We start from the raw sequence: 17,270 nt of genomic DNA on the forward strand, positions 1-17,270 counted from the left end.
CCGAGATGATCAGCCGACCTGCGGCGGCGCCGTGCGCGCGCTCTCGGTCCCATTCTCCGGGGCAAGCCCCACGGTGACGCCCTTGGGCGCGATCAGATGCACGTCGCGCTGCGGGAAGGGGATGCTGCAGCCGGCGGCTTCGACCGCCAGCTTGGCGCGCTTCATCATGTCCCAGCGCAGGCTCCAGTAGTCGCCGATCGCCGCATTGAAGCGCATGGTGATGTCGACCGAGCTTTCGCCCAGATTGGTCACCATCACCTGCGGTGCGGGATCCTTCAGCACCCGTTCATCCGCCGCCAGAACCGCCGACAGCGCCTCGATCGCCGTGTCGATGTCGTCGTCATAGGCGATGCCGACCACGATATCCATGCGCCGGATCGGGTTGCGGGCGTAGTTGGTGATCGGCTGCCCCCAGACCTGGCTGTTGGGCAGGCTCATGAACACCCCGTCCGCCATCTTCAGCTCGGTGGTGAACAGATTGACGTTGATCACCGAACCGGCGCGGCCGCCGGCATCGATGAAATCGCCGATCCGGAACGGCCTGAGGAAGAGCAGCATGATGCCCGCCGCCACATTCGACAGCGTGCCCTGCAGCGCCAGGCCGATGGCGAGGCCGGCGGCGCCGAGCACGGCGATGATGCTGGCGGTCTGCACCCCGAACTGGCCGAGGACGATGATCACCGTCAGGACCAGGATGCCATAGCGCACCAGGCTGGCGATGAACGGCCGGAGCGTCGGATCCATGTGGCTGACCCGGCCGAGGGAGCGGTCCACCCCCTTCTCCAGCCAGCCTGCGATCAGCCAGCCGCCGATCAGGATCGCGATGGCGCCCAGAACCGCCATGCCATAGGTCACCGCCAGCGTGCTGAGAGCCGCAATCACGGCATCGATTTCGGTCGTCACCTGATCCATGCGGACGAGGTCTCCTTATCGGTCCATCCATGCCGATATCGTCCGGGTCGGGCGACTGACCAGATGTCAGCGGGTCAGGCGGCCGATCAGCTCCTCGTTACGACGACGGACCATGCCCGGAATCAGGAACAGGTCCAGGAACAGCCACAGAGCAAGCAGCGCATAGCCGAGATATCCGACCAGGAAAAACACCAGCACGGCAGATATGCCGTTCAATGCCAGCATGATCAACCCCGACACCCAGGATCCCAGATACATCCGGTGCACACCGAACCATCCCAGGAAGAACCAGAGGAGATAGGCGAGCAGCGCGCTCTTCTTCTCGTTGTCATAGCGCATCATCATGACGGTCTGGTCGGTTCCGCCGGTGCGGCGCTCTTCCGGCCGGAGAAAATCTTCGTCTCTGCTCATGGGATGGTCCGTCCTGAACGCGGCTGCGGGATGCGGCCGGGGGGTTTCACATGGAACCATGCCCCCTTGCGCACCGCAACCTCGGCACCGGACACAAGGGCCCGGCCCTACCGGTCGGACCGTGTCAGACCCTTGAGCGCTGCGGCCAGTTCCTGCCCCAGCCGCTCGACGAGCCCGGCCACCGGCAGCGACCGGGAAAGCCCGGCCCCCGCCCCCGCCCACCAGGCCTGTGCCTCGGGCACGCCCGCCGCATCGGCGCGGGCGCGGATCGGTTTGGTCAGCCCGTGCTGGGCCGGAAACGCCGCCAGCTCTGCCGGTTCCACCGGCATCGCCTCTCCGGCCGCCAGCAGCTTGCGGGCCTGACGCGCGGTGAAGGCGCGGGTGAGCACCGTCCGCCCCTCGCCGGCCGCCGCCGCCTCGGCCAGAAGCCGGCGATGGCCGGGCTTCGTGCCGGCCTCTGCGGTCGACAGAAAGGCCGTGCCCAGCTGGGCGCCGGCAGCCCCCATGGCGAGCGCGCCGGCAACGCCGCGGCCGGTCATGATGCCCCCGGCCGCGATCAGCATCACCCCGGCGGCTGCCGCCTCTGCGGCCAGCGCTTCCAGCAGGGCCGGCCAGCCGAAGGCCGGGGGCGGCCCGTCCGCATCGAACATGCCGCTATGCCCGCCGGCATCGGCGCCCTGCAGCACGATCATCTCCACCCCCGCCACGATCAAGGCCCGGCCTTCCAGCGGCGTGGTCGCGGTGCCGATCAGCGCGATGCCGCGCGCCCGCGCCGCCTCGACCAGCCCTGCCGGGGGCAGACCCATGGTGAAGCTCAACGCCGCCGGCGCCTCGTCGAGCACGGCCCGGATCTGGGCATCGAGCGGCGGCGCGGCATCCGATACATCCGCAGGCAGCTCCGCCCCCACCCGCGTCGCCAGCGGTTCCAGCGCCCGGCGTGCGGCCGCGATCTCGTCTGCCCCGGCGATCCGTCCCTGATGGAAGAACAGGTTGACCGCGAACGGCCGGTCGGTCTGCGCGCGGATGGCCCGGATCTCGGCCGGTATGTCCTGGGCACGGGTATAGGCGGCGCCAAGCGATCCCAGCACCCCGGCCTCGCTGGCCCCGGCCACCAGCCCGGCCGTGGTCGGCCCCCCGGCCATGGGGGCCTGGATCACCGGCAGGGCAAGACCGAAGCGACGGGTCAGATCGGTGGTGACGACGGGATGGGCGGGCATGGCGGGCGACCTCCGGCAGGGGCTTCTGGACCGTCTTCAGCCTACCCCCCCTTGCTGCTTGCACACCAGCGACGATCGATGGATCCTGTTTGCAGATTTTGTGCAATCAGGAGCGCCCGTCATGGACCTCGCGGATCTGGCGGCAGTGAAGGCGGTGGCGGAACTGGGGGGCGCCACCCCGGCGGCCGAGCGGCTGAACTGCGTGCCCTCGGCCGTCACCGCCCGCCTGAAGCGGCTTGAAGCCGAACTCGACGTCGCCCTGTTCCGCCGCCGCTCCCGCGGGCTGGATCTCACCGAGGCCGGGCAGCGGCTGAAAGACTATGCCGACCGGCTGCTGATGCTGGCCGAAGAGGCCCGCCACGCGGTGGCCGGTGGCGGTATGGCCGGTCTGCCGGTCCGGATCGGTGCGATGGAAACCATCGCCGCTACCCGCCTGCCCGGCATTCTGGGCCGCTTCCGTCGCCAGGCCGGCAGCGGCGCCCGGCCGATCGGCCTTGCCACCGGCACCACCGACGAACTGGTCGCGGATCTTCTGCGCCATCGCCTGGATGTGGCGCTGATCGCGGGCCCCCTCGACCACCCTGCCCTGGCCAGCCGCCGCGTCTGGACCGAACGCCTGGTCCAGGCGGCCCCTGTCGCCGGGGCAGAGACCGGCAGCGACGGGCTGCCCCTGCCGCTGATCGGTTTCCGGTCGGGCTGCGCCTATCGGGCGCGGGCCGAGAAACTGCTGCGAGAGGCGGGCCGCCTGCCGGTCCGGGTGCTGGAGCTGGGCACGCTCGACGGTGTGATCGGCTGCGTGGCGGCGGGGCTCGGCTTCACCATCCTGCCGGAACGGGTCTTCCAGGGTCATACCGGCCCCGGCATCGCCCTCACCCCCCTGCCCGCCGCCGCCGCAGAGGTCGAGGTGCTGGCGGCCTGGCCGCGCGGGCGCGGCGACGGTCCGGCCGAAGCCTTCGCCGCCGCGGCAGAGGCGGCCTAGGCGCGGTCAATCCTGCGGCAGCCGCTCCATCAGGAAGCGGGCCGCCGCCTCGGCGCCCTGCTGGTCGATGCCATGGGCAAGGCCGGGCCGGCGGATCAGCGCCGCCTGGATGCCGGCCGCCTCCAGCTTGGCAAGCGCATGGCCCGAGGCCTCGACCGGCACGACCGGGTCGTTGGTGCCATGGATCAGCAGCACGTCGGGCCGGCGCGCGCCCTCGGCCATCGGCGGCACCTGGCCCAGCATGGCCCCCGAAAAGCCCACGATCGCCGCCGGCGGCTGGTCGAGCGCCAGCCCCACCCCCAGCGACATCATCGTGCCCTGCGAAAAGCCGATCAGGGCCAGCCGGTCGGCGCCCAGCCCGTGGATCTTCAGCTTCTCGGCCAGAAACGCCCTGAGCGGCGCCGCGGCGCGGGCAACCCCCGCCGCCATCCTTGCATGGGCCGCCGCCATGTTGGCCGGGTCGCGGCGCAGCATGTCGGGGTCGTAATCGTCCAGGCCGAACCACTGCCGGCCGAAGGGCGACATCTCGCACGGATACGGCGCATCCGGCGCATAGAAGGCGGTGTGCGGCAGCGCCTGGGCAAAGAACGGCGCCAGCCCGATCAGGTCCTGGCCGTCGGCGCCATAGCCATGCAGGAAGACCACGATCCGTCGGACGATGCCGTCCTTGGGCAGAAGATCGGGGCCGGTCAGGGTGGCGGGCGCGGTCATGGGTCTGGTCTCCCGAAAGGACAGGCGGTCGGATGGGTCACTGCGGCAGGTGATCGTCGAGGAAAGCGGTCGCCGCCGCAAGCCCGGCGAAATCGACCCGGTGATCCAGCCCCGGCCGGGCCAGAAGCTCCACCCGAAAGCCGGCCGCCCCAAGCCGCGCCTGCACCCAGCGTGCCGAGGCGAAGGGCACCACGTCGTCGGCCTCGCCATGGACCAGCATCACCGGCGGCCGGGGTCCCCCCTCCGGCAGGTCCGGCAGCGCCCCCAGCAGCGTGCCCGAGAACCCCACCACCGCAGCCGGTGCCGGCTGCCCCGTGGCCAGCCGCGCCATCATCATCGCCAGCGACATCATCTGCCCCTGCGAGAAGCCGGCGAAGGCGGTCGCGGCGGCCGGCACCTCCAGGGCCGCCAGCAGGCCACGGATCCGGGCATCGAGTGCCGGGCAGACGGCCGCGGCATTCCGGCCCATCAGGGCATGGCCCGCGGCATCTGCGGGCGGCATCGCCGCCGGATCGCCCGCCACCCAGCCCGGGCGGAAGCCGGGGGTGGAGAACCACTGCCGGCCGCTCACCCCGTCCGGGCAGGTTTCGCCGCCATCGGGGCAGAAGAAGGCCGCCGTGGTCATCCGCCGCGCCATGCGCCGGGCCAGCGCCATCATCTCGCGGCCGTCGCCGCCATAGCCGTGCAGCAGAACGACCAGCCGCCGCACGGGGCCATCCTCGGGCAGAAGCAGTTCATGAGCCTGGACGGGACGGCCGCCCTTGAGGGGACTGGCTGCCTGGACGGGACTGGCGGATGACATGCGGGCTCCGTGGCGTCAGGATCATGCGGGCCGGGCTGGCGGCGATGCCGCCGAGCCTGGATCAGATCCCCGTCGGGTGCAATCATCCGATCGGGGCAGACTGCCCGCGACACATTGCCGGCCAGGGATGCCGCACCGATGAGCGACGAGACCGAGACCCGGCAGCGGGCCGATATCCAGGCCCTGCTGCGTGCCCATGCCGCCTTCTACGAGGCCTTCGCAACCCGCGATTTCACCACCATGCAGGCGATCTGGGCGGCGCGCCTGCCGATCGCCTGCATTCATCCCGGCTGGGGCGCCCTGGTCGGGCGCGAGGCGGTGATGGCCAGCTGGCGGACGATCCTGGCCAACCCGTCGAGCCCCACGCTTGCGGTCGACCTGATCGACGTCACCGTCTATGACAGCACCGCCCGCATCCTGGCCTATGAGCGGATCAACGATGCGGTGCTGATCGCGACCAACCTGCTGGCGCGCGAGGACGGGGCCTGGAAGATTGTCCACCACCAGTCGGGCCCGACCCCGCCGCCCACGGAATACGCGACCGTCCCGCCGCATCGCCTGAACTGAGCCGGTCGGCCGGCTGATCCGAGCCGCGCTTATCCGCCCGCCAGCCCCGCGGCGGGGTTGCGACCGTCACATGCCCCGTGACATCGTCGGTCTGACGGCGCGGCTGCCGCGCGGCCCCAAAGGGAGAGTGCGATGCTGGAACTGGCGATCAGTGCCTTCGTCACCCTGTTCGTGGTGATCGATCCGGTCGGGCTGGCGCCGATGTATGGCGCGCTCACCCGCGAACATACCGAGGCGCAGCGCCGGCGGATGGCCTGTCGCGGCGTGATCGTGGGCGGGCTGGTGCTGCTCGGCTTCGCGCTGGGCGGCGAGGCGCTGCTGAATGCGATCGGCGTCTCGCTCGATGCCTTCCGGGTGGCGGGCGGCATCCTGCTGTTCGTCGTCGCCTTCGACATGGTCTTCGAGCGGCGCACGGAACGGCGCAAGCGTCAGGTCGAAGCCGCCCATGCCGCCGACACCCAGGCCGGGGCCGCGGCGATGCTGGCGGCGGAATCGGCCTTCGCCGCCCCCGAACTTCTGGAAGAGGCTTTCGAGCACGAACACGAGGATGTCTCGGTCTTCCCGCTCGCCATCCCGCTGATCGCGGGCCCCGGCGCCATCACCTCCACCCTGCTGCTCACCACCCGTGCCGGGGGCGACTGGGTGGCGACGCTGCTGGTGCTGGGCATCCTGGCCCTGGTTCTGGCCTCGACGCTGGGCGCGCTGCTGATCGCCGGCCGGCTGAACCGCCTGATCGGCGAGACCGCGGCCGCGGTGATCAGCCGGGTGCTGGGCATCCTGCTGGCGGCGCTTGCCGCGCAATTCGTGCTCGACGGCGCGGCAGAACTGGTCGTCGGGGTAATCCGCCAGGGGGCCTGATGGCCCGGGGATCTGAGTGCCCGGGGATCTGAGCGGTCGGGCGCCAGAGGCGCTCAGGCGCCCTCGGCCGTCATCCGCCAGCGGCGGCGCATCACCTTGGCCACGGCCTCCAGCCGGCGTTCCACCACCTCGCCCATCAGGTCGCGCCCGCCCGGGCGGGCGCGCAGGGTCAGCGCCTGGGGCGTCAGCTCCAGCTCTCCGCGGTCGAGCAGGGCGGGGGCGCAGCCCGAGAAGGTGTCCCCCAGCCGCAGGGCCAGGCCGATCAGCCGGGCGCGGGCCTGGGCCGGCTGGTCGAGCAGATCCCGCGCCGGCCGGGCATGCAGCCCGGTGATGTTGCCGGCATAGCGCGCATAGACCGCCAGCGCCAGAAAGGCGCGCTCGCGATGGCGCAGCGGCAGGAAGGGCATGGTCAGGATCTCTTCGATCGCATGATCGGCCCGCCGGTCGGGATGGGCGGCGACGGCGATTTCCGACAGCAGACAGGCGGCATGGCGCAGGCGCAGATCATTGGGCGTCTCGCCGGCAAACAGCGGCGCGATCCAGTCATGGACCCGGTCGCCATAGGCGCCGAAGCCCGAATGCTGATCGGCGATGTCGCGGCAGGCGGCCATCAGCGGATCGGCCGCCCTCAGTGCCGCCGGCAGGTTCTCGTAGAGCACGCCCTCGCGCAGGCCATAGGTGGAGAACACCACCTCGGACGGCTTCACCCGCCGCACCAGCCCGGCCAGCGCCGCCGCGGCATGGGGCAGGGTCGCCAGCCGACGGGCCGGTGCCGCCTTGAGCCGGGCGAGATCGGCCGGCTTCATGCCCATCACCTTGTCGGCCAGCGCCAGGGTCTGGGTCATGTCGAGCGTGTAGCGGTGAATGGCGGCGATCGGATGGCGGGTCTCCGCGATATGGACCCGCGCGATGGCGCGCCAGCCGCCGCCGACCAGATAGAGCCCGCGCGCGGCCGCCTCTGCGGCCCAGGGGGCGTCGTCGAGCGCCTTCTCCACCGCCTCGGTCCAGGCCCGGGCGTCGGAGCCGCGGGCGGCCAGGCGCAGCGCCCCCACCGGCAGGGTGATCTGGCGACCCACCGCCCCCTGCTCCACCCGCACCAGTTCCAGCGAACCGCCGCCCAGATCGGCGACCAGCCCGTCGGCCTCGGGTTCCGAGGACAGCACGCCCAGGGCCGAGAGCGTCGCCTCTTCGACACCGGTCACGATCCGGATCGGAATGCCGCACTCCCGCTCCACCCTCTGGATGAAGGCGGGGCCGTCGGCGGCATCGCGCACGGCCGCGGTCGCCACCGCAATGATCGCATCGCCGGCAAGCTCGCGGCCGATGGCGGCGAAGCGGCGCAAGGCCAGCGCCGCGGCGTCGGCCCGTTCAGGGTCCAGCCGGCCGGTATCGGCCACGCCGGCGCCCAGCGCGCACAGCGCCTTTTCATTGAAGATGGGCTGCGGCATGCGCTTCAGCCCGTCGAAGATCACCAGCCGCAGCGAGTTCGAGCCGATATCGATCACGCCCAGGCGGCGCGGGCCGTTGCCGGGAAGACGCAGATCCGGCGCCGCATCGGTGCCGGCCGTGGTCGGGAATACCCGTTCGCTCATCCACTCCGTCCGCTTGGGGTGTGCGGTCCGTCCATCCTGTCACCAGCCACGGGCAACGCGGCCGACCCGTCAGGTCAGCGACAGGTGGGGCACTTCCCCCCGCTTCCGCAGCGCCTTGCCCCGGCCCGACAGGCTGGGATTGGTCATGAAATATGTATGCGCCGAGAAGCCCTCGCCAACCGGGGCCATGCGCTTATACACGCCGTCGGGACCGAGCGTCCAGCTCTGGAGCGTGTCCTTCAGATTGGCGACCATGATCTGATCCAGCACCTGCTGGTGCACGGTCGGGTTCTCGATCGGCACCAGGGTTTCCACCCGCCGGTCGAAATTGCGCGGCATCCAGTCCGCGGAAGAGATGAACAGTTTCGCCTGGGGCGAGGGCAGCGCCTGGCCATTGCCGAAGCAGACGATGCGGCTGTGCTCCAGGAAGCGGCCGACGATGCTCTTCACCCGGATCCGCTCCGACAGCCCCGGCACGCCCGGGCGCAGGCAGCAGATGCCGCGGATGATCAGGTCGATCTCGACACCGGCCTGAGAGGCGCGGTAGAGCGCATCGATGATCAGCGGATCGACCAGGCTGTTCATCTTGGCCCAGATCGCCGCCGGCCGGCCGGCCTGGGCATTGGCGATCTCGCCGTCGATATGCTCCAGCAGGCGCAGGCGCACGCCGCGCGGGCTGACCGCGATCTTCTCGAAATGCGACGGCTCGGCATAGCCGGTCAGATAGTTGAACAGATAGGCCGCATCGCGGCACAGCGCCGGATCGTCGGTGAAGAAGGACAGGTCGGTATAGATCTTGGCGGTGATCGGGTGATAGTTGCCGGTGCCGAAATGGACATAGGTCGTCAGCCCCTCGCCCTCGCGCCGGACCACCAGGCTCAGCTTGGCGTGGGTCTTGAGCGAGATGAAGCCATAGACCACCTGCACGCCCGCACGCTCCAGGTCGCGCGCCCAGCGGATATTGGCCTCTTCGTCGAACCGGGCCTTCAACTCGACCAGGGCGGTCACCGACTTGCCGGCCTCGGCGGCGGCGACCAGCGCCTTCACGATCGGGCTGTCGTTGCTGGTGCGATAGAGCGTCTGCTTGATCGCCACCACATTCGGATCCATCGCCGCCTGGCGCAGGAACTGCACCACCACGTCGAAGCTCTCATACGGGTGATGGACGATCATGTCCTTCTGGCGGATCGCCGCGAAACAGTCGCCGCCATGCTCGCGGATGCGCTCGGGGAAGCGGCTGTTGAAGCTCTGGAACTTCAGGTCCGGCCGGTCGTCGATGATCAGCTGGCGGATGTCGGCCATGCCGGGCATGGCGGTCACCACCACCATGTCGGGGCTCTTCACGCCCAGTTGCGCCGACACGAAATTGCGCAGGCCTTCCGGCATTTCATCGTCGATCTCGAGATGGATCACGCTGCCGCGGCGGCGGCGCTTCAGCGCGCTCTCGAACAGCCGCACCAGGTCTTCGGCCTCTTCTTCGATTTCCAGATCGCTGTCGCGCAGCACCCGGAACTCACCCGAGGCGATGACGTCATAGCCCGGGAACAGGCCGTCGATCAGCAGCAGGATCGTGTCCTCGATGCCGATCATCCGGACCTCGTCGGTCTCGGGCAGGCGCACGAAACGGCCGACCTGGGCCGGCAGGCGGACCAGCGCGTTCATCATCGTGCCGTCGGCCTTGCGGCGCAGTTCCAGCACCAGCGCCAGACCGCCATTGGGGATGAAGGGGAAGGGATGGGCCGGATCGACGGCCAGCGGGGTCAGCACCGGGAAGATCTGGTTGCGGAAATGCTCGTCCAGCCAGACCCTTTCCTTCTTGGTCAGCTCGGACGGCGAGACCACCCGGATGCCCTGCTCCTTCAGCTCCCGGCGCAGCATGCGCACCGAACGCTGCTGCTCGCGCATCGTGTCGTGGGTGCGCTGGCGGATCTGGCGCAGCTGCTGGGCCGGCGTCAGCCCGTCCTGGCCGATCAGCTCGATACCCATCTCCACCTGGCTCCACAGCCCCGCCACGCGGACCATGTAGAACTCGTCCAGATTGTTGGCCGAAATCGACAGGAACCGCACCCGCTCCAGCAGCGGATGGCGGGTGTTCCAGCTCTCTTCCAGAACCCGGTTGTTGAAGGCCAGCCACGACAATTCACGGTTGATGAAGCGCTGCGGCGAGGTGATGTCGATCCGCCGCTGGCCGCGGGCGGGCCGGCTTGCCGCCGGGGCCGGGGCTGCCACGGGTTCCACCGCAACCGTCGCCGCCGCCACCGCCCGGGCCTCGACCTCGGCCGCACTCTCGGCGGAACTCGGCACCACGCTTGCGGCACCGGCCGCCGCTGCGGCCTCGGCCGCAGCCGCCTCGCCGCGGGTGGCGGAAGTCCCGGCCTCGGCGGCCGTTTCCACCGCCGGGGCCGCGGCGGCGTCGGTTTCGGTGGCAGGCTGCGCGGCGCGGGGGGTGGTCGGCAAGATGGCTCTCCTGGGCGGGTATCAGGCGTGAAAACAATGTTCACGATAGCGGATCTTTGTTGCGGATGCATGATCGAGATGCCATTTCGCGCCTGAGCCCGCGGATCGGACCGCGCCCCTCACCTGCCCGGGAGACTGCCCCCGAATGCCGCGCCTGATCCTGCTCCGTCATGCCAAATCGGCCTGGGACGACCCCGCCCTCGCCGATCACGACCGGCCGCTCAACCGCCGCGGCCGCGCCGCCGCCCGGCTGATGGCCAAACCTGTGGCCGAGGCGGCCCCGGACCTGGTGCTCTGCTCCACCGCCCGCCGCACGCGGGAAACGGTGGAGCATATGGTCGATGCCGGTGCCTTCCCCGCCGGCCGCGTGGTCCATGACGCGGCACTCTACCACGCCGCCCCGGCCGCCATCCTGGCCGTGGTCGGCACCCATGCGGCCGACCACGCGGCGGTGATGGTGGTCGGCCACAACCCGGGCCTGCACGAGCTGGCGGCATCGATGGCGACCGCCGGCGACGACCAGGCCCGCGCGGCCCTCGCCGCGAAATTCCCCACCGCCGCCCTCGCCGTCCTCGATCTGGCGGGCCCCGGATGGCGGCCGGGCGACGCCCGCCTGACCCGCTTCGTCACCCCGCGGATGCTGGAGGCCGCCGCCGGTCAGTGACGGCCGATCAGGCTGTCCTCCGGCGCCTCGGCACGCTGGTGCAGGCCGTAATCCCTGAGCACCGTCATCACCCGTACATGGTAATCATGGAAAATCCGGTCGCGCCCGGCCTTCTGAGCCGAAAGATGAGGGTCCAGATTGCGCCAGCGCAGGACGGCCGCCTCGTCTTCCCAGATCGTCACCGACATCACTTTGGCCGGATGGAGCGTGCTCTGGAAGCATTCGACCGAAATGAAGCCCTCCATCTTCTGCAACATCGGCTGCAGCCGGTTCACCATGTTCACATAGGTCTGATTCTGTCCGGGCACGGCTTCGAGTTCGAAGGTCACGACGATCACTGAACGACTCCTCGCTGGTTTAAGTGAATGGCAGGGCGATAGACCGGGTGGCGGCGGCAAAGGGTCACGACCTGCTCCCGGACCCGATCGCGAACGGCGGGGGCCGCACCGGTCCCCAGGGCGTCGAGCACATCGGCCAGCCAGCCGGCCAGAGCCTCGCAGTCGGCGATGCCGAAGCCGCGGGTGGTGACGGCCGGCGTGCCGATGCGCAGGCCCGAGGTCACGAAGGGGGAGCGCGGATCGCCCGGCACCGCGTTCTTGTTGGCGGTGATCCAGGCATCGGCCAGTGCCGCATCGGCATCCCGACCGGTGAAGGCGCGATCGGAGAGATCGATCAGCATCATGTGATTGTCGGTCCCGCCCGAGACGATCCGGTAGCCGCGATCCATGATCACCCGGGCCATCGCCCGGGCATTGGCCAGAACCTGTTTCTGATAGGTCCGGAACCCGGGCGAGAGCGCCTCTCTGAACGCGACCGCCTTCGCTGCGATCACATGCATGGCCGGCCCGCCCTGGATGCCGGGGAAGACCGCGCCGTCGAGCTTGCGGTAGAATTCCTCCCCCTGCCCCTTGGCCAGGATCAACCCGCCGCGGGGGCCGCGCAGGGTCTTGTGGGTGGTGCTGGTCACCACATGGGCATGCGGCAGGGGGTCGGGGTATTCGCCCGCCGCCACCAGGCCCGCCACATGGGCCATGTCGACCCAGAAGATCGCCCCCACCTCGTCGGCAATTGCCCGCATGCGCGCCCAGTCCTTGCGCCGGGAATAGGCCGAAAAGCCGCCGATCAGCATCCGCGGCCGGGTCTCGCGGGCGATGCGGGCCATGTCGTCATAATCGATCAGCCCGGTGTCGGGATTGAGCCCATAGGGCACGATCCGGTAGTGCCGGCCCGAGAAGTTGGCCGGGTTGCCATGGGTCAGATGGCCGCCCTCGGACAGGTTCATGCCCATCACCGTGTCCCCGGGCCGGACCAGCGCCAGGAAAATCGCCGCACTCGCCTGGGCACCGGCATGGGGCTGGACATTGGCATAGTCGCAGTCGAACAGGGCTTTCGCCCGGTCGATCGCCAGCCGCTCGGCGACATCGACATGCGCGCAGCCGCTGTAGAAGCGCCGGCCGGGATAGCCTTCGGCATATTTGTTGGTGAAGACCGAGTTCTGCACCGCCATCACCAGCGGGCTTGCATAATTCTCCGAGGCGATCAGCTCGACATGATCTTCCTGGCGGTCTTCCTCGGATGCGATCGCCCGGGCAAGCTCGGGATCGACATCGGCAAGGCGGATGGACGGATCATACATGGCGGGAAGCTCCCATCTGTCCGGAAGAGGCGGGGTCAGTCGAGGGTGGCCAGCAGGCGGGCCAGGCGGGTGACCACCTCGTCGATCTCCGCCGTGCCGGCGATCAGCGGCGGCAGCAGGCGGATGGTGTTGGCGCGGGTGACGGTGATCAGCAGCCGTTCCTCCAGCAGCGCCCGGCCGACCAGATCGCCGCAGGGCCGATCCAGTTCGATACCGGCCATCAGGCCGATCCCACGGATGGCGACCACCCGCGGATGCCCGGCAAGCGCCCCCCTTAACCCGGCGAGCAGTCGCGCGCCCAGCATCGCCGCCCGCTCGGGCAGCCGGTCGCGGGTCATGACGTCGATCACGGTGCAGCCCACCCGGCAGGCCAGCGGGTTGCCGCCGAAGGTGGAGGCATGATGACCGGGGGAGAACAGCGCCGCCGCCGGGCCACGGGCCAGGCAGGCACCGATCGCAACCCCGTTGCCCAGCCCCTTGGCCAGCGTGATCACATCGGGGGCCACACCGGCATGCTGATGGCCGAACCAGGTGCCTGTGCGGCCCATGCCGGTCTGGACCTCGTCGATCATCAGCAGCCAGCCGTGCCGGTCGGCAAGGGCGCGCAGCGCCCTCAGATAGCCGGGAGAGGCCGGGTGCACCCCGCCCTCCCCCTGCACCGGCTCCAGCAGCACCGCGACGATGCCGGGCTGTTCATCGGCAAGCCTGCGGACGGCATCGATATCGTCATAGGGCACGCGCAGGAAGCCCGGCATCAGCGGCTCGAACCCCCGCTGTACCGCCGGATTGCCGGTCGCCGCCAGGGTGGCGAGGGTGCGGCCGTGGAAGGCGCCTTCCATCACCACCACCTGCGGGGCGGCCACCCGCATCGCCGCGGCATGCAGCCGGGCGAGTTTCAGCGCCGCTTCGTTCGCCTCGGCGCCGGAATTGCAGAAGAAGGCCCGGGTCATCCCCGACAGGGCGCAGAGCCGGCGGCCCAGCTCCTCCTGCCAGGGGATGCGGAACAGGTTCGAGGTGTGCAGCAGCTCGGCCGCCTGCCCGGCGATCGCCGCGGTGATCTCGGGATGGGCATGGCCGAGACCGGTGACCGCGACACCCGAAATGGCGTCGAGATAGTCGATGCCCGCCTCGTCCTGAAGCTGCATGCCCCGGCCGCGCACGAAGGCGACGGGCAGGCGGGCGTAGGTCTGCATCAGACAGGCGGTGCCGGTTTCGGTGGCGGCGCCGGTCGCAGGGGTGGTGTCGCTCGCGGGGGCGGTGTCGGGATGGATCACCGGGCGGCTCCTTCCCGCGAGGGCCGGGGGGCGACCGGCCGCGCCGACGGGCCGCGGCGGCAGAGCGCCAGATGCGCCAGAAGACCGATCAGCAGGCCCCAGAACGCGCCGCCGATGCCGAGCATCGTGATGTTGGCGGCAGCCGCCAGGAAGGTGATCAGCGCCGCCTCGCGGCCGGCCGGTTCGGCGAGCGCCGAGGCCAGGCTGCCGCCGATCGTGCCCAGCAGGGCAAGCCCGGCGAGTGTGGTGATGAAGGTTGCGGGCAGGGCCATGAAGACGGCGGCCAGGGTCACGCCGAAGACGCCGACCAGGATGTAGGCGACCCCCGCCGCGATGCCGGCGATCCAGCGCTTCGACGGGTCCTCGTGTGCCTCGGGCCCGGTGCAGATCGCCGCCGTGATCGCCGCCAGATTGAAGGCGTGGGAGCCGAAGGGCGCCATCAGCAGAGAGCCGAGCCCGGTGACGGTCACGATCGGGCTGGCGCTGGTCTTGTAGCCGTCATTGCGCAGCACCAGCATGCCCGGCATGTACTGGCCGGTCAGCGTGATCAGGAACAGCGGCAGGGCCACCGACAGCAGGGCGTTGAGCGAAAATGCGGGCAGGGTGAAGACGGGGGCCGCGACCGCAAGCTCCAGCCCCTCCAGATCCACCCGCCCCTGGATCAGCAGGAAGCCCAGCCCCAGCACCAGGATGCCCACCACCGCATAGCGGGCGGTGAAGCGCTTGATGGTCACATAGGCCAGGATCAGCAGCCCGGCGAGCAGCGGATCGATGCTCATGCCGCCGAAGGCGCCGATGCCGAACTGGAGCAGGATGCCGGCAAGCAGGCCGGCCGCCACCCCCGGCGGGATCAGCCGGATCACCCGGTCGAAACAGCCCGAAAGGCCGAGCACCACGAAGCCCGCGGCCGAGATCAGATAGGCGCCGATCGCCTCGGCATAGGGTGTGGTCTGCAACGCCACCACCAGAAAGGCGGCGGCGGGCGTCGACCAGGCGGTAATGATCGGGGCGCGGAACCGCCAGCTGAGCAGAAGCCCGGTGATGCCGACGCCGATCGACACCGACCACACCCAGGACGCCGTCAGCGCCGGGTCGAGCCCGGCCACACGGGCCGCCTGGAAGACCAGGATGAAGGTCCCGCCGTAGTTGACGATGACCGAGACGAGGCCGGCCACGACCGGATGGATAAGGTCGGTGGGGCCGATGGCGCGCGGTTGAGCGGATGAGCGCATGGCGTCGGGGATCCTCCGTAGCGAGGGGACCGCCCGCTCCCGGGCGGCGCGCCACGTGATAGCGCGCCAATGGCTGGTTGAGCCCGGACACTTTCCGCAGGATGACCAGACCACTTTGTCCGACCGCCGCGGAAGCGCATGCCGATGGCGCCGATCGCGGTGGCTGCATAGAATGTCCGGGTTTCGCGCCCTCTTCGGCGGCACCCCCGCCCCATCTCCGGCGGCACCCCCACCCCCTCCCCGCCCCCGTCAGTGAAGCCGCACGCCCTGAAGACCTTCGAACTCGACACGCTGAAGATCCGGCTGGCGGATGCCGAGATGCAGCGCCTCGACCTGCATCAGCGCATCCAGCGGGCGTTGAGCGGGTTGATCCTCGACGGGGCGCTGGCCCCGGGCATGAAGCTGCCGGCCAGTCGCCGGCTGGCGGCCTCGCTCGGCATCGCCCGCGACACGGTGGAAAACGCCTATGTCCAGCTGCACCGCGACGGCTTCATCATCCGGCGCGAAGGCTCGGGCAGCTATGTCTCCCCCACCCTGGGCACGGATCTGGAAGGGGTTGCCCGCCGCCGGCTCCGCCGGCAGGCGGAGGCGCGCCACGACCCGGCCGGCGGACAGGGGTTGAGCCGGCGCGGCCGGATGGTGCTGGACAGCGGCGGCATCGCCGACCAGCGCGCGGTCCGCCCCTTCGTGACCGGTTTGCCCGAGACCTGCACCTTCCCGACCGAGATCTGGGAACGTCTGCAACGCCGGGTGATCCGCGACCATCGCGACGGCATTCTGCTGCATGGCGACCCGCAGGGGGCCGAAGCCCTGCGCGAGGCGATCGCCGCCTATCTCACCCTGGAGCGCGGCGCCGGTGTGGCCGCGGATCAGATCCTGGTGCTGAGCAGCACCCGTCAGGCGCTCTATCTCTGCGCCCAGCTTCTGGTCGATGCCGGCGGGCCGATCCTGATGGAAAATCCCGGCTATTTCGGCGCCCGCAAGGCCTTCGAGGCGGCCGAGGCGCGGATCGTGCCGATCCCGGTCGATGCCCGGGGCATCCGGACCGATCTGGTCAGGGCCGATCAGAGCGGCGCGGCCTGCGTCTATGTCACGCCGTCACACCAGTATCCGACCGGCGCCACGCTGTCGCTGGACCGCCGGATCGACCTGATCGCCTGGGCCGCAGAGACCGGTGGCTGGATCATCGAAGACGATTACGACAGCGAGTTCCACTATGACGGCCTGCCGACCGCCTGCGTCCAGGGCCTGGACCGCGACCGGCGGACGATCTATATCGGCACCTTCGCCAAGACGCTCTATCCCGGGCTGCGGCTCGGCTATATGGCCCTGCCCCCGACGCTGGTCGAGGCCTTCACCCGCGCCCGCAGCATCATCGACGGCCACACCCCGCAGCTGCAGCAGCTCACCCTCGCCCGCTTCATGGCCGACGGGCATTACAATGCCCATATCCGGGCCATGCGCAAACTCTATGCCGGTCGCCGGCAGGTGATGCTCGATGCCATCGCCCGGCATCTGGACGGCATCGCCACCGCCACCCGCCCGCCCGGCGGCCTGCAGATCCCCTGCATCCTGGAGCCCGGCTGGCCGGAAGCCGATACCATCGCCCGCGCCGCCGCAGCCGGGCTTGTGCTGCCGGGCCTGGGCCGCCTGCATATCGGCCCCGGCGCCCGCCCCGGCTGGCTGCTGGGCTACGCCTCCCTCGCCGCCCACGAGATCGAGGCCGCCATGCTCCGCCTGGGGGGCGTGTTGCGCCAGGGGCACAGCAACGGGGTGCCGTAAGGCATAAGGCTCTGTCGTCCCGCCCCCTGCCATGTTCTTATACCCGACAGGATCATATCCGCAGCGGCTCGACGCAGAGGCACCGCATGCCCTTTCCGGCACTGAACAATGATGATGAGGCAGGCACCGCCACAACCCGGTCACGCCGCGCCCTGCTCCAGAAACTTCGCGTCGCA

The 17,270-nt window shown here is 70.2% G+C and carries 16 protein-coding genes; 5 read left to right on the forward strand and 11 right to left on the reverse strand.

Annotation, left to right across the window (positions count from 1 at the left end; all coding sequences use genetic code 11):
• Window positions 1-9 precede the first annotated feature (9 nt).
• From WI697_RS00975 to WI697_RS00985, 3 genes are all read right to left on the reverse strand, one after another.
• Window positions 10-912, reverse strand: a complete 903-nt coding sequence (locus WI697_RS00975) for a mechanosensitive ion channel family protein (protein WP_345957091.1) — start codon at window positions 910-912, stop codon at window positions 10-12.
• Window positions 913-978: 66 nt separating this feature from the next.
• Window positions 979-1,323, reverse strand: a complete 345-nt coding sequence (locus tag WI697_RS00980) for a TM2 domain-containing protein (RefSeq protein ID WP_014746823.1) — start codon at window positions 1,321-1,323, stop codon at window positions 979-981.
• Window positions 1,324-1,430: 107 nt separating this feature from the next.
• Window positions 1,431-2,540, reverse strand: coding sequence for an NAD(P)H-dependent flavin oxidoreductase (locus tag WI697_RS00985; protein WP_345957092.1), 1,110 nt, complete (start codon window positions 2,538-2,540; stop codon window positions 1,431-1,433).
• 121 nt (window positions 2,541-2,661) lie between these two features.
• On the opposite strand from WI697_RS00985, the gene WI697_RS00990 reads away from it, so the two are divergent.
• Window positions 2,662-3,519 (forward strand): LysR family transcriptional regulator, encoded by an 858-nt coding sequence (locus WI697_RS00990; protein ID WP_345957093.1) that lies wholly within the window; start codon window positions 2,662-2,664, stop codon window positions 3,517-3,519.
• A gap of 6 nt (window positions 3,520-3,525) precedes the next feature.
• On the opposite strand, the gene WI697_RS00995 is transcribed toward WI697_RS00990, so the two are convergent.
• Together WI697_RS00995 and WI697_RS01000 are read right to left on the reverse strand one after the other, a co-directional pair.
• Complete coding sequence (locus tag WI697_RS00995; RefSeq protein WP_345957094.1) at window positions 3,526-4,230, reverse strand: alpha/beta hydrolase; 705 nt, start codon at window positions 4,228-4,230, stop codon at window positions 3,526-3,528.
• Window positions 4,231-4,267: 37 nt separating this feature from the next.
• On the reverse strand, window positions 4,268-5,032 hold the full coding sequence (locus tag WI697_RS01000) for an alpha/beta hydrolase (RefSeq protein WP_345957095.1): 765 nt from the start codon (window positions 5,030-5,032) through the stop codon (window positions 4,268-4,270).
• 138 nt (window positions 5,033-5,170) lie between these two features.
• Here WI697_RS01000 and WI697_RS01005 point away from each other — a divergent pair, with 138 nt between their 5' ends.
• Both WI697_RS01005 and WI697_RS01010 read left to right on the forward strand, forming a co-directional pair.
• Window positions 5,171-5,599 (forward strand): nuclear transport factor 2 family protein, encoded by a 429-nt coding sequence (locus WI697_RS01005; RefSeq protein WP_345957096.1) that lies wholly within the window; start codon window positions 5,171-5,173, stop codon window positions 5,597-5,599.
• A 132-nt stretch (window positions 5,600-5,731) separates the two neighbouring features.
• The gene (locus tag WI697_RS01010) at window positions 5,732-6,457 is read left to right on the forward strand and encodes a MarC family protein (protein ID WP_014746830.1); all 726 of its coding nucleotides are present in this window, start codon (window positions 5,732-5,734) and stop codon (window positions 6,455-6,457) included.
• Window positions 6,458-6,510: 53 nt separating this feature from the next.
• Here WI697_RS01010 and WI697_RS01015 read toward each other — a convergent pair whose 3' ends face one another.
• Both WI697_RS01015 and WI697_RS01020 read right to left on the reverse strand, forming a co-directional pair.
• A complete protein-coding gene (locus WI697_RS01015; RefSeq protein WP_345957097.1) occupies window positions 6,511-8,049 on the reverse strand; it encodes a Ppx/GppA phosphatase family protein in 1,539 nt (512 codons plus the stop codon).
• 69 nt (window positions 8,050-8,118) lie between these two features.
• Window positions 8,119-10,506: an RNA degradosome polyphosphate kinase gene (locus tag WI697_RS01020; protein ID WP_082828831.1), complete on the reverse strand. Its 2,388-nt coding sequence runs from the start codon at window positions 10,504-10,506 to the stop codon at window positions 8,119-8,121.
• A gap of 145 nt (window positions 10,507-10,651) precedes the next feature.
• On the opposite strand from WI697_RS01020, the gene WI697_RS01025 reads away from it, so the two are divergent.
• A complete protein-coding gene (locus WI697_RS01025; RefSeq protein ID WP_296712867.1) occupies window positions 10,652-11,170 on the forward strand; it encodes a SixA phosphatase family protein in 519 nt (172 codons plus the stop codon).
• On the opposite strand, the gene WI697_RS01030 is transcribed toward WI697_RS01025, so the two are convergent.
• The 4 genes from WI697_RS01030 to WI697_RS01045 form a co-directional block, all read right to left on the reverse strand.
• Window positions 11,164-11,508: an antibiotic biosynthesis monooxygenase family protein gene (locus WI697_RS01030; protein WP_014746834.1), complete on the reverse strand. Its 345-nt coding sequence runs from the start codon at window positions 11,506-11,508 to the stop codon at window positions 11,164-11,166. The two genes, WI697_RS01025 and WI697_RS01030, sit on opposite strands and share 7 nt — an antisense overlap.
• Window positions 11,505-12,806: a serine hydroxymethyltransferase gene (glyA, locus tag WI697_RS01035; RefSeq protein WP_345957098.1), complete on the reverse strand. Its 1,302-nt coding sequence runs from the start codon at window positions 12,804-12,806 to the stop codon at window positions 11,505-11,507. Before glyA ends, WI697_RS01030 begins: the two co-directional genes overlap by 4 nt.
• A 35-nt stretch (window positions 12,807-12,841) precedes the next feature.
• Window positions 12,842-13,999 (reverse strand): aspartate aminotransferase family protein, encoded by a 1,158-nt coding sequence (locus WI697_RS01040; protein WP_345957286.1) that lies wholly within the window; start codon window positions 13,997-13,999, stop codon window positions 12,842-12,844.
• A 77-nt stretch (window positions 14,000-14,076) separates the two neighbouring features.
• Window positions 14,077-15,312 (reverse strand): benzoate/H(+) symporter BenE family transporter, encoded by a 1,236-nt coding sequence (locus WI697_RS01045; RefSeq protein WP_345957099.1) that lies wholly within the window; start codon window positions 15,310-15,312, stop codon window positions 14,077-14,079.
• 318 nt (window positions 15,313-15,630) lie between these two features.
• On the opposite strand from WI697_RS01045, the gene pdxR reads away from it, so the two are divergent.
• On the forward strand, window positions 15,631-17,094 hold the full coding sequence (gene pdxR, locus WI697_RS01050; RefSeq protein WP_062768989.1) for a MocR-like pyridoxine biosynthesis transcription factor PdxR: 1,464 nt from the start codon (window positions 15,631-15,633) through the stop codon (window positions 17,092-17,094).
• Window positions 17,095-17,270: the final 176 nt, after the last annotated feature.

Origin of the sequence: Tistrella mobilis, from assembly GCF_039634785.1 — a bacterium.
Taxonomy (GTDB): domain Bacteria; phylum Pseudomonadota; class Alphaproteobacteria; order Tistrellales; family Tistrellaceae; genus Tistrella; species Tistrella mobilis.

Bases quoted from the DNA above. Each gene is read 5' to 3' on its own strand.
- WI697_RS00975 (WP_345957091.1), bottom strand. From the start codon at position 912: ATGGATCAGGTGACGACCGAAATCGATGCCGTGATTGCGGCTCTCAGC.
- WI697_RS00980 (WP_014746823.1), bottom strand. From the start codon at position 1,323: ATGAGCAGAGACGAAGATTTTCTCCGGCCGGAAGAGCGCCGCACCGGC.
- WI697_RS00985 (WP_345957092.1), bottom strand. From the start codon at position 2,540: ATGCCCGCCCATCCCGTCGTCACCACCGATCTGACCCGTCGCTTCGGT.
- WI697_RS00990 (WP_345957093.1), top strand. From the start codon at position 2,662: ATGGACCTCGCGGATCTGGCGGCAGTGAAGGCGGTGGCGGAACTGGGG.
- WI697_RS00995 (WP_345957094.1), bottom strand. From the start codon at position 4,230: ATGACCGCGCCCGCCACCCTGACCGGCCCCGATCTTCTGCCCAAGGAC.
- WI697_RS01000 (WP_345957095.1), bottom strand. From the start codon at position 5,032: ATGTCATCCGCCAGTCCCGTCCAGGCAGCCAGTCCCCTCAAGGGCGGC.
- WI697_RS01005 (WP_345957096.1), top strand. From the start codon at position 5,171: ATGAGCGACGAGACCGAGACCCGGCAGCGGGCCGATATCCAGGCCCTG.
- WI697_RS01010 (WP_014746830.1), top strand. From the start codon at position 5,732: ATGCTGGAACTGGCGATCAGTGCCTTCGTCACCCTGTTCGTGGTGATC.
- WI697_RS01015 (WP_345957097.1), bottom strand. From the start codon at position 8,049: ATGAGCGAACGGGTATTCCCGACCACGGCCGGCACCGATGCGGCGCCG.
- WI697_RS01025 (WP_296712867.1), top strand. From the start codon at position 10,652: ATGCCGCGCCTGATCCTGCTCCGTCATGCCAAATCGGCCTGGGACGAC.
- glyA (WP_345957098.1), bottom strand. From the start codon at position 12,806: ATGTATGATCCGTCCATCCGCCTTGCCGATGTCGATCCCGAGCTTGCC.
- WI697_RS01040 (WP_345957286.1), bottom strand. From the start codon at position 13,999: ATGCAGACCTACGCCCGCCTGCCCGTCGCCTTCGTGCGCGGCCGGGGC.
- WI697_RS01045 (WP_345957099.1), bottom strand. From the start codon at position 15,312: ATGCGCTCATCCGCTCAACCGCGCGCCATCGGCCCCACCGACCTTATC.
- pdxR (WP_062768989.1), top strand. From the start codon at position 15,631: ATGCAGCGCCTCGACCTGCATCAGCGCATCCAGCGGGCGTTGAGCGGG.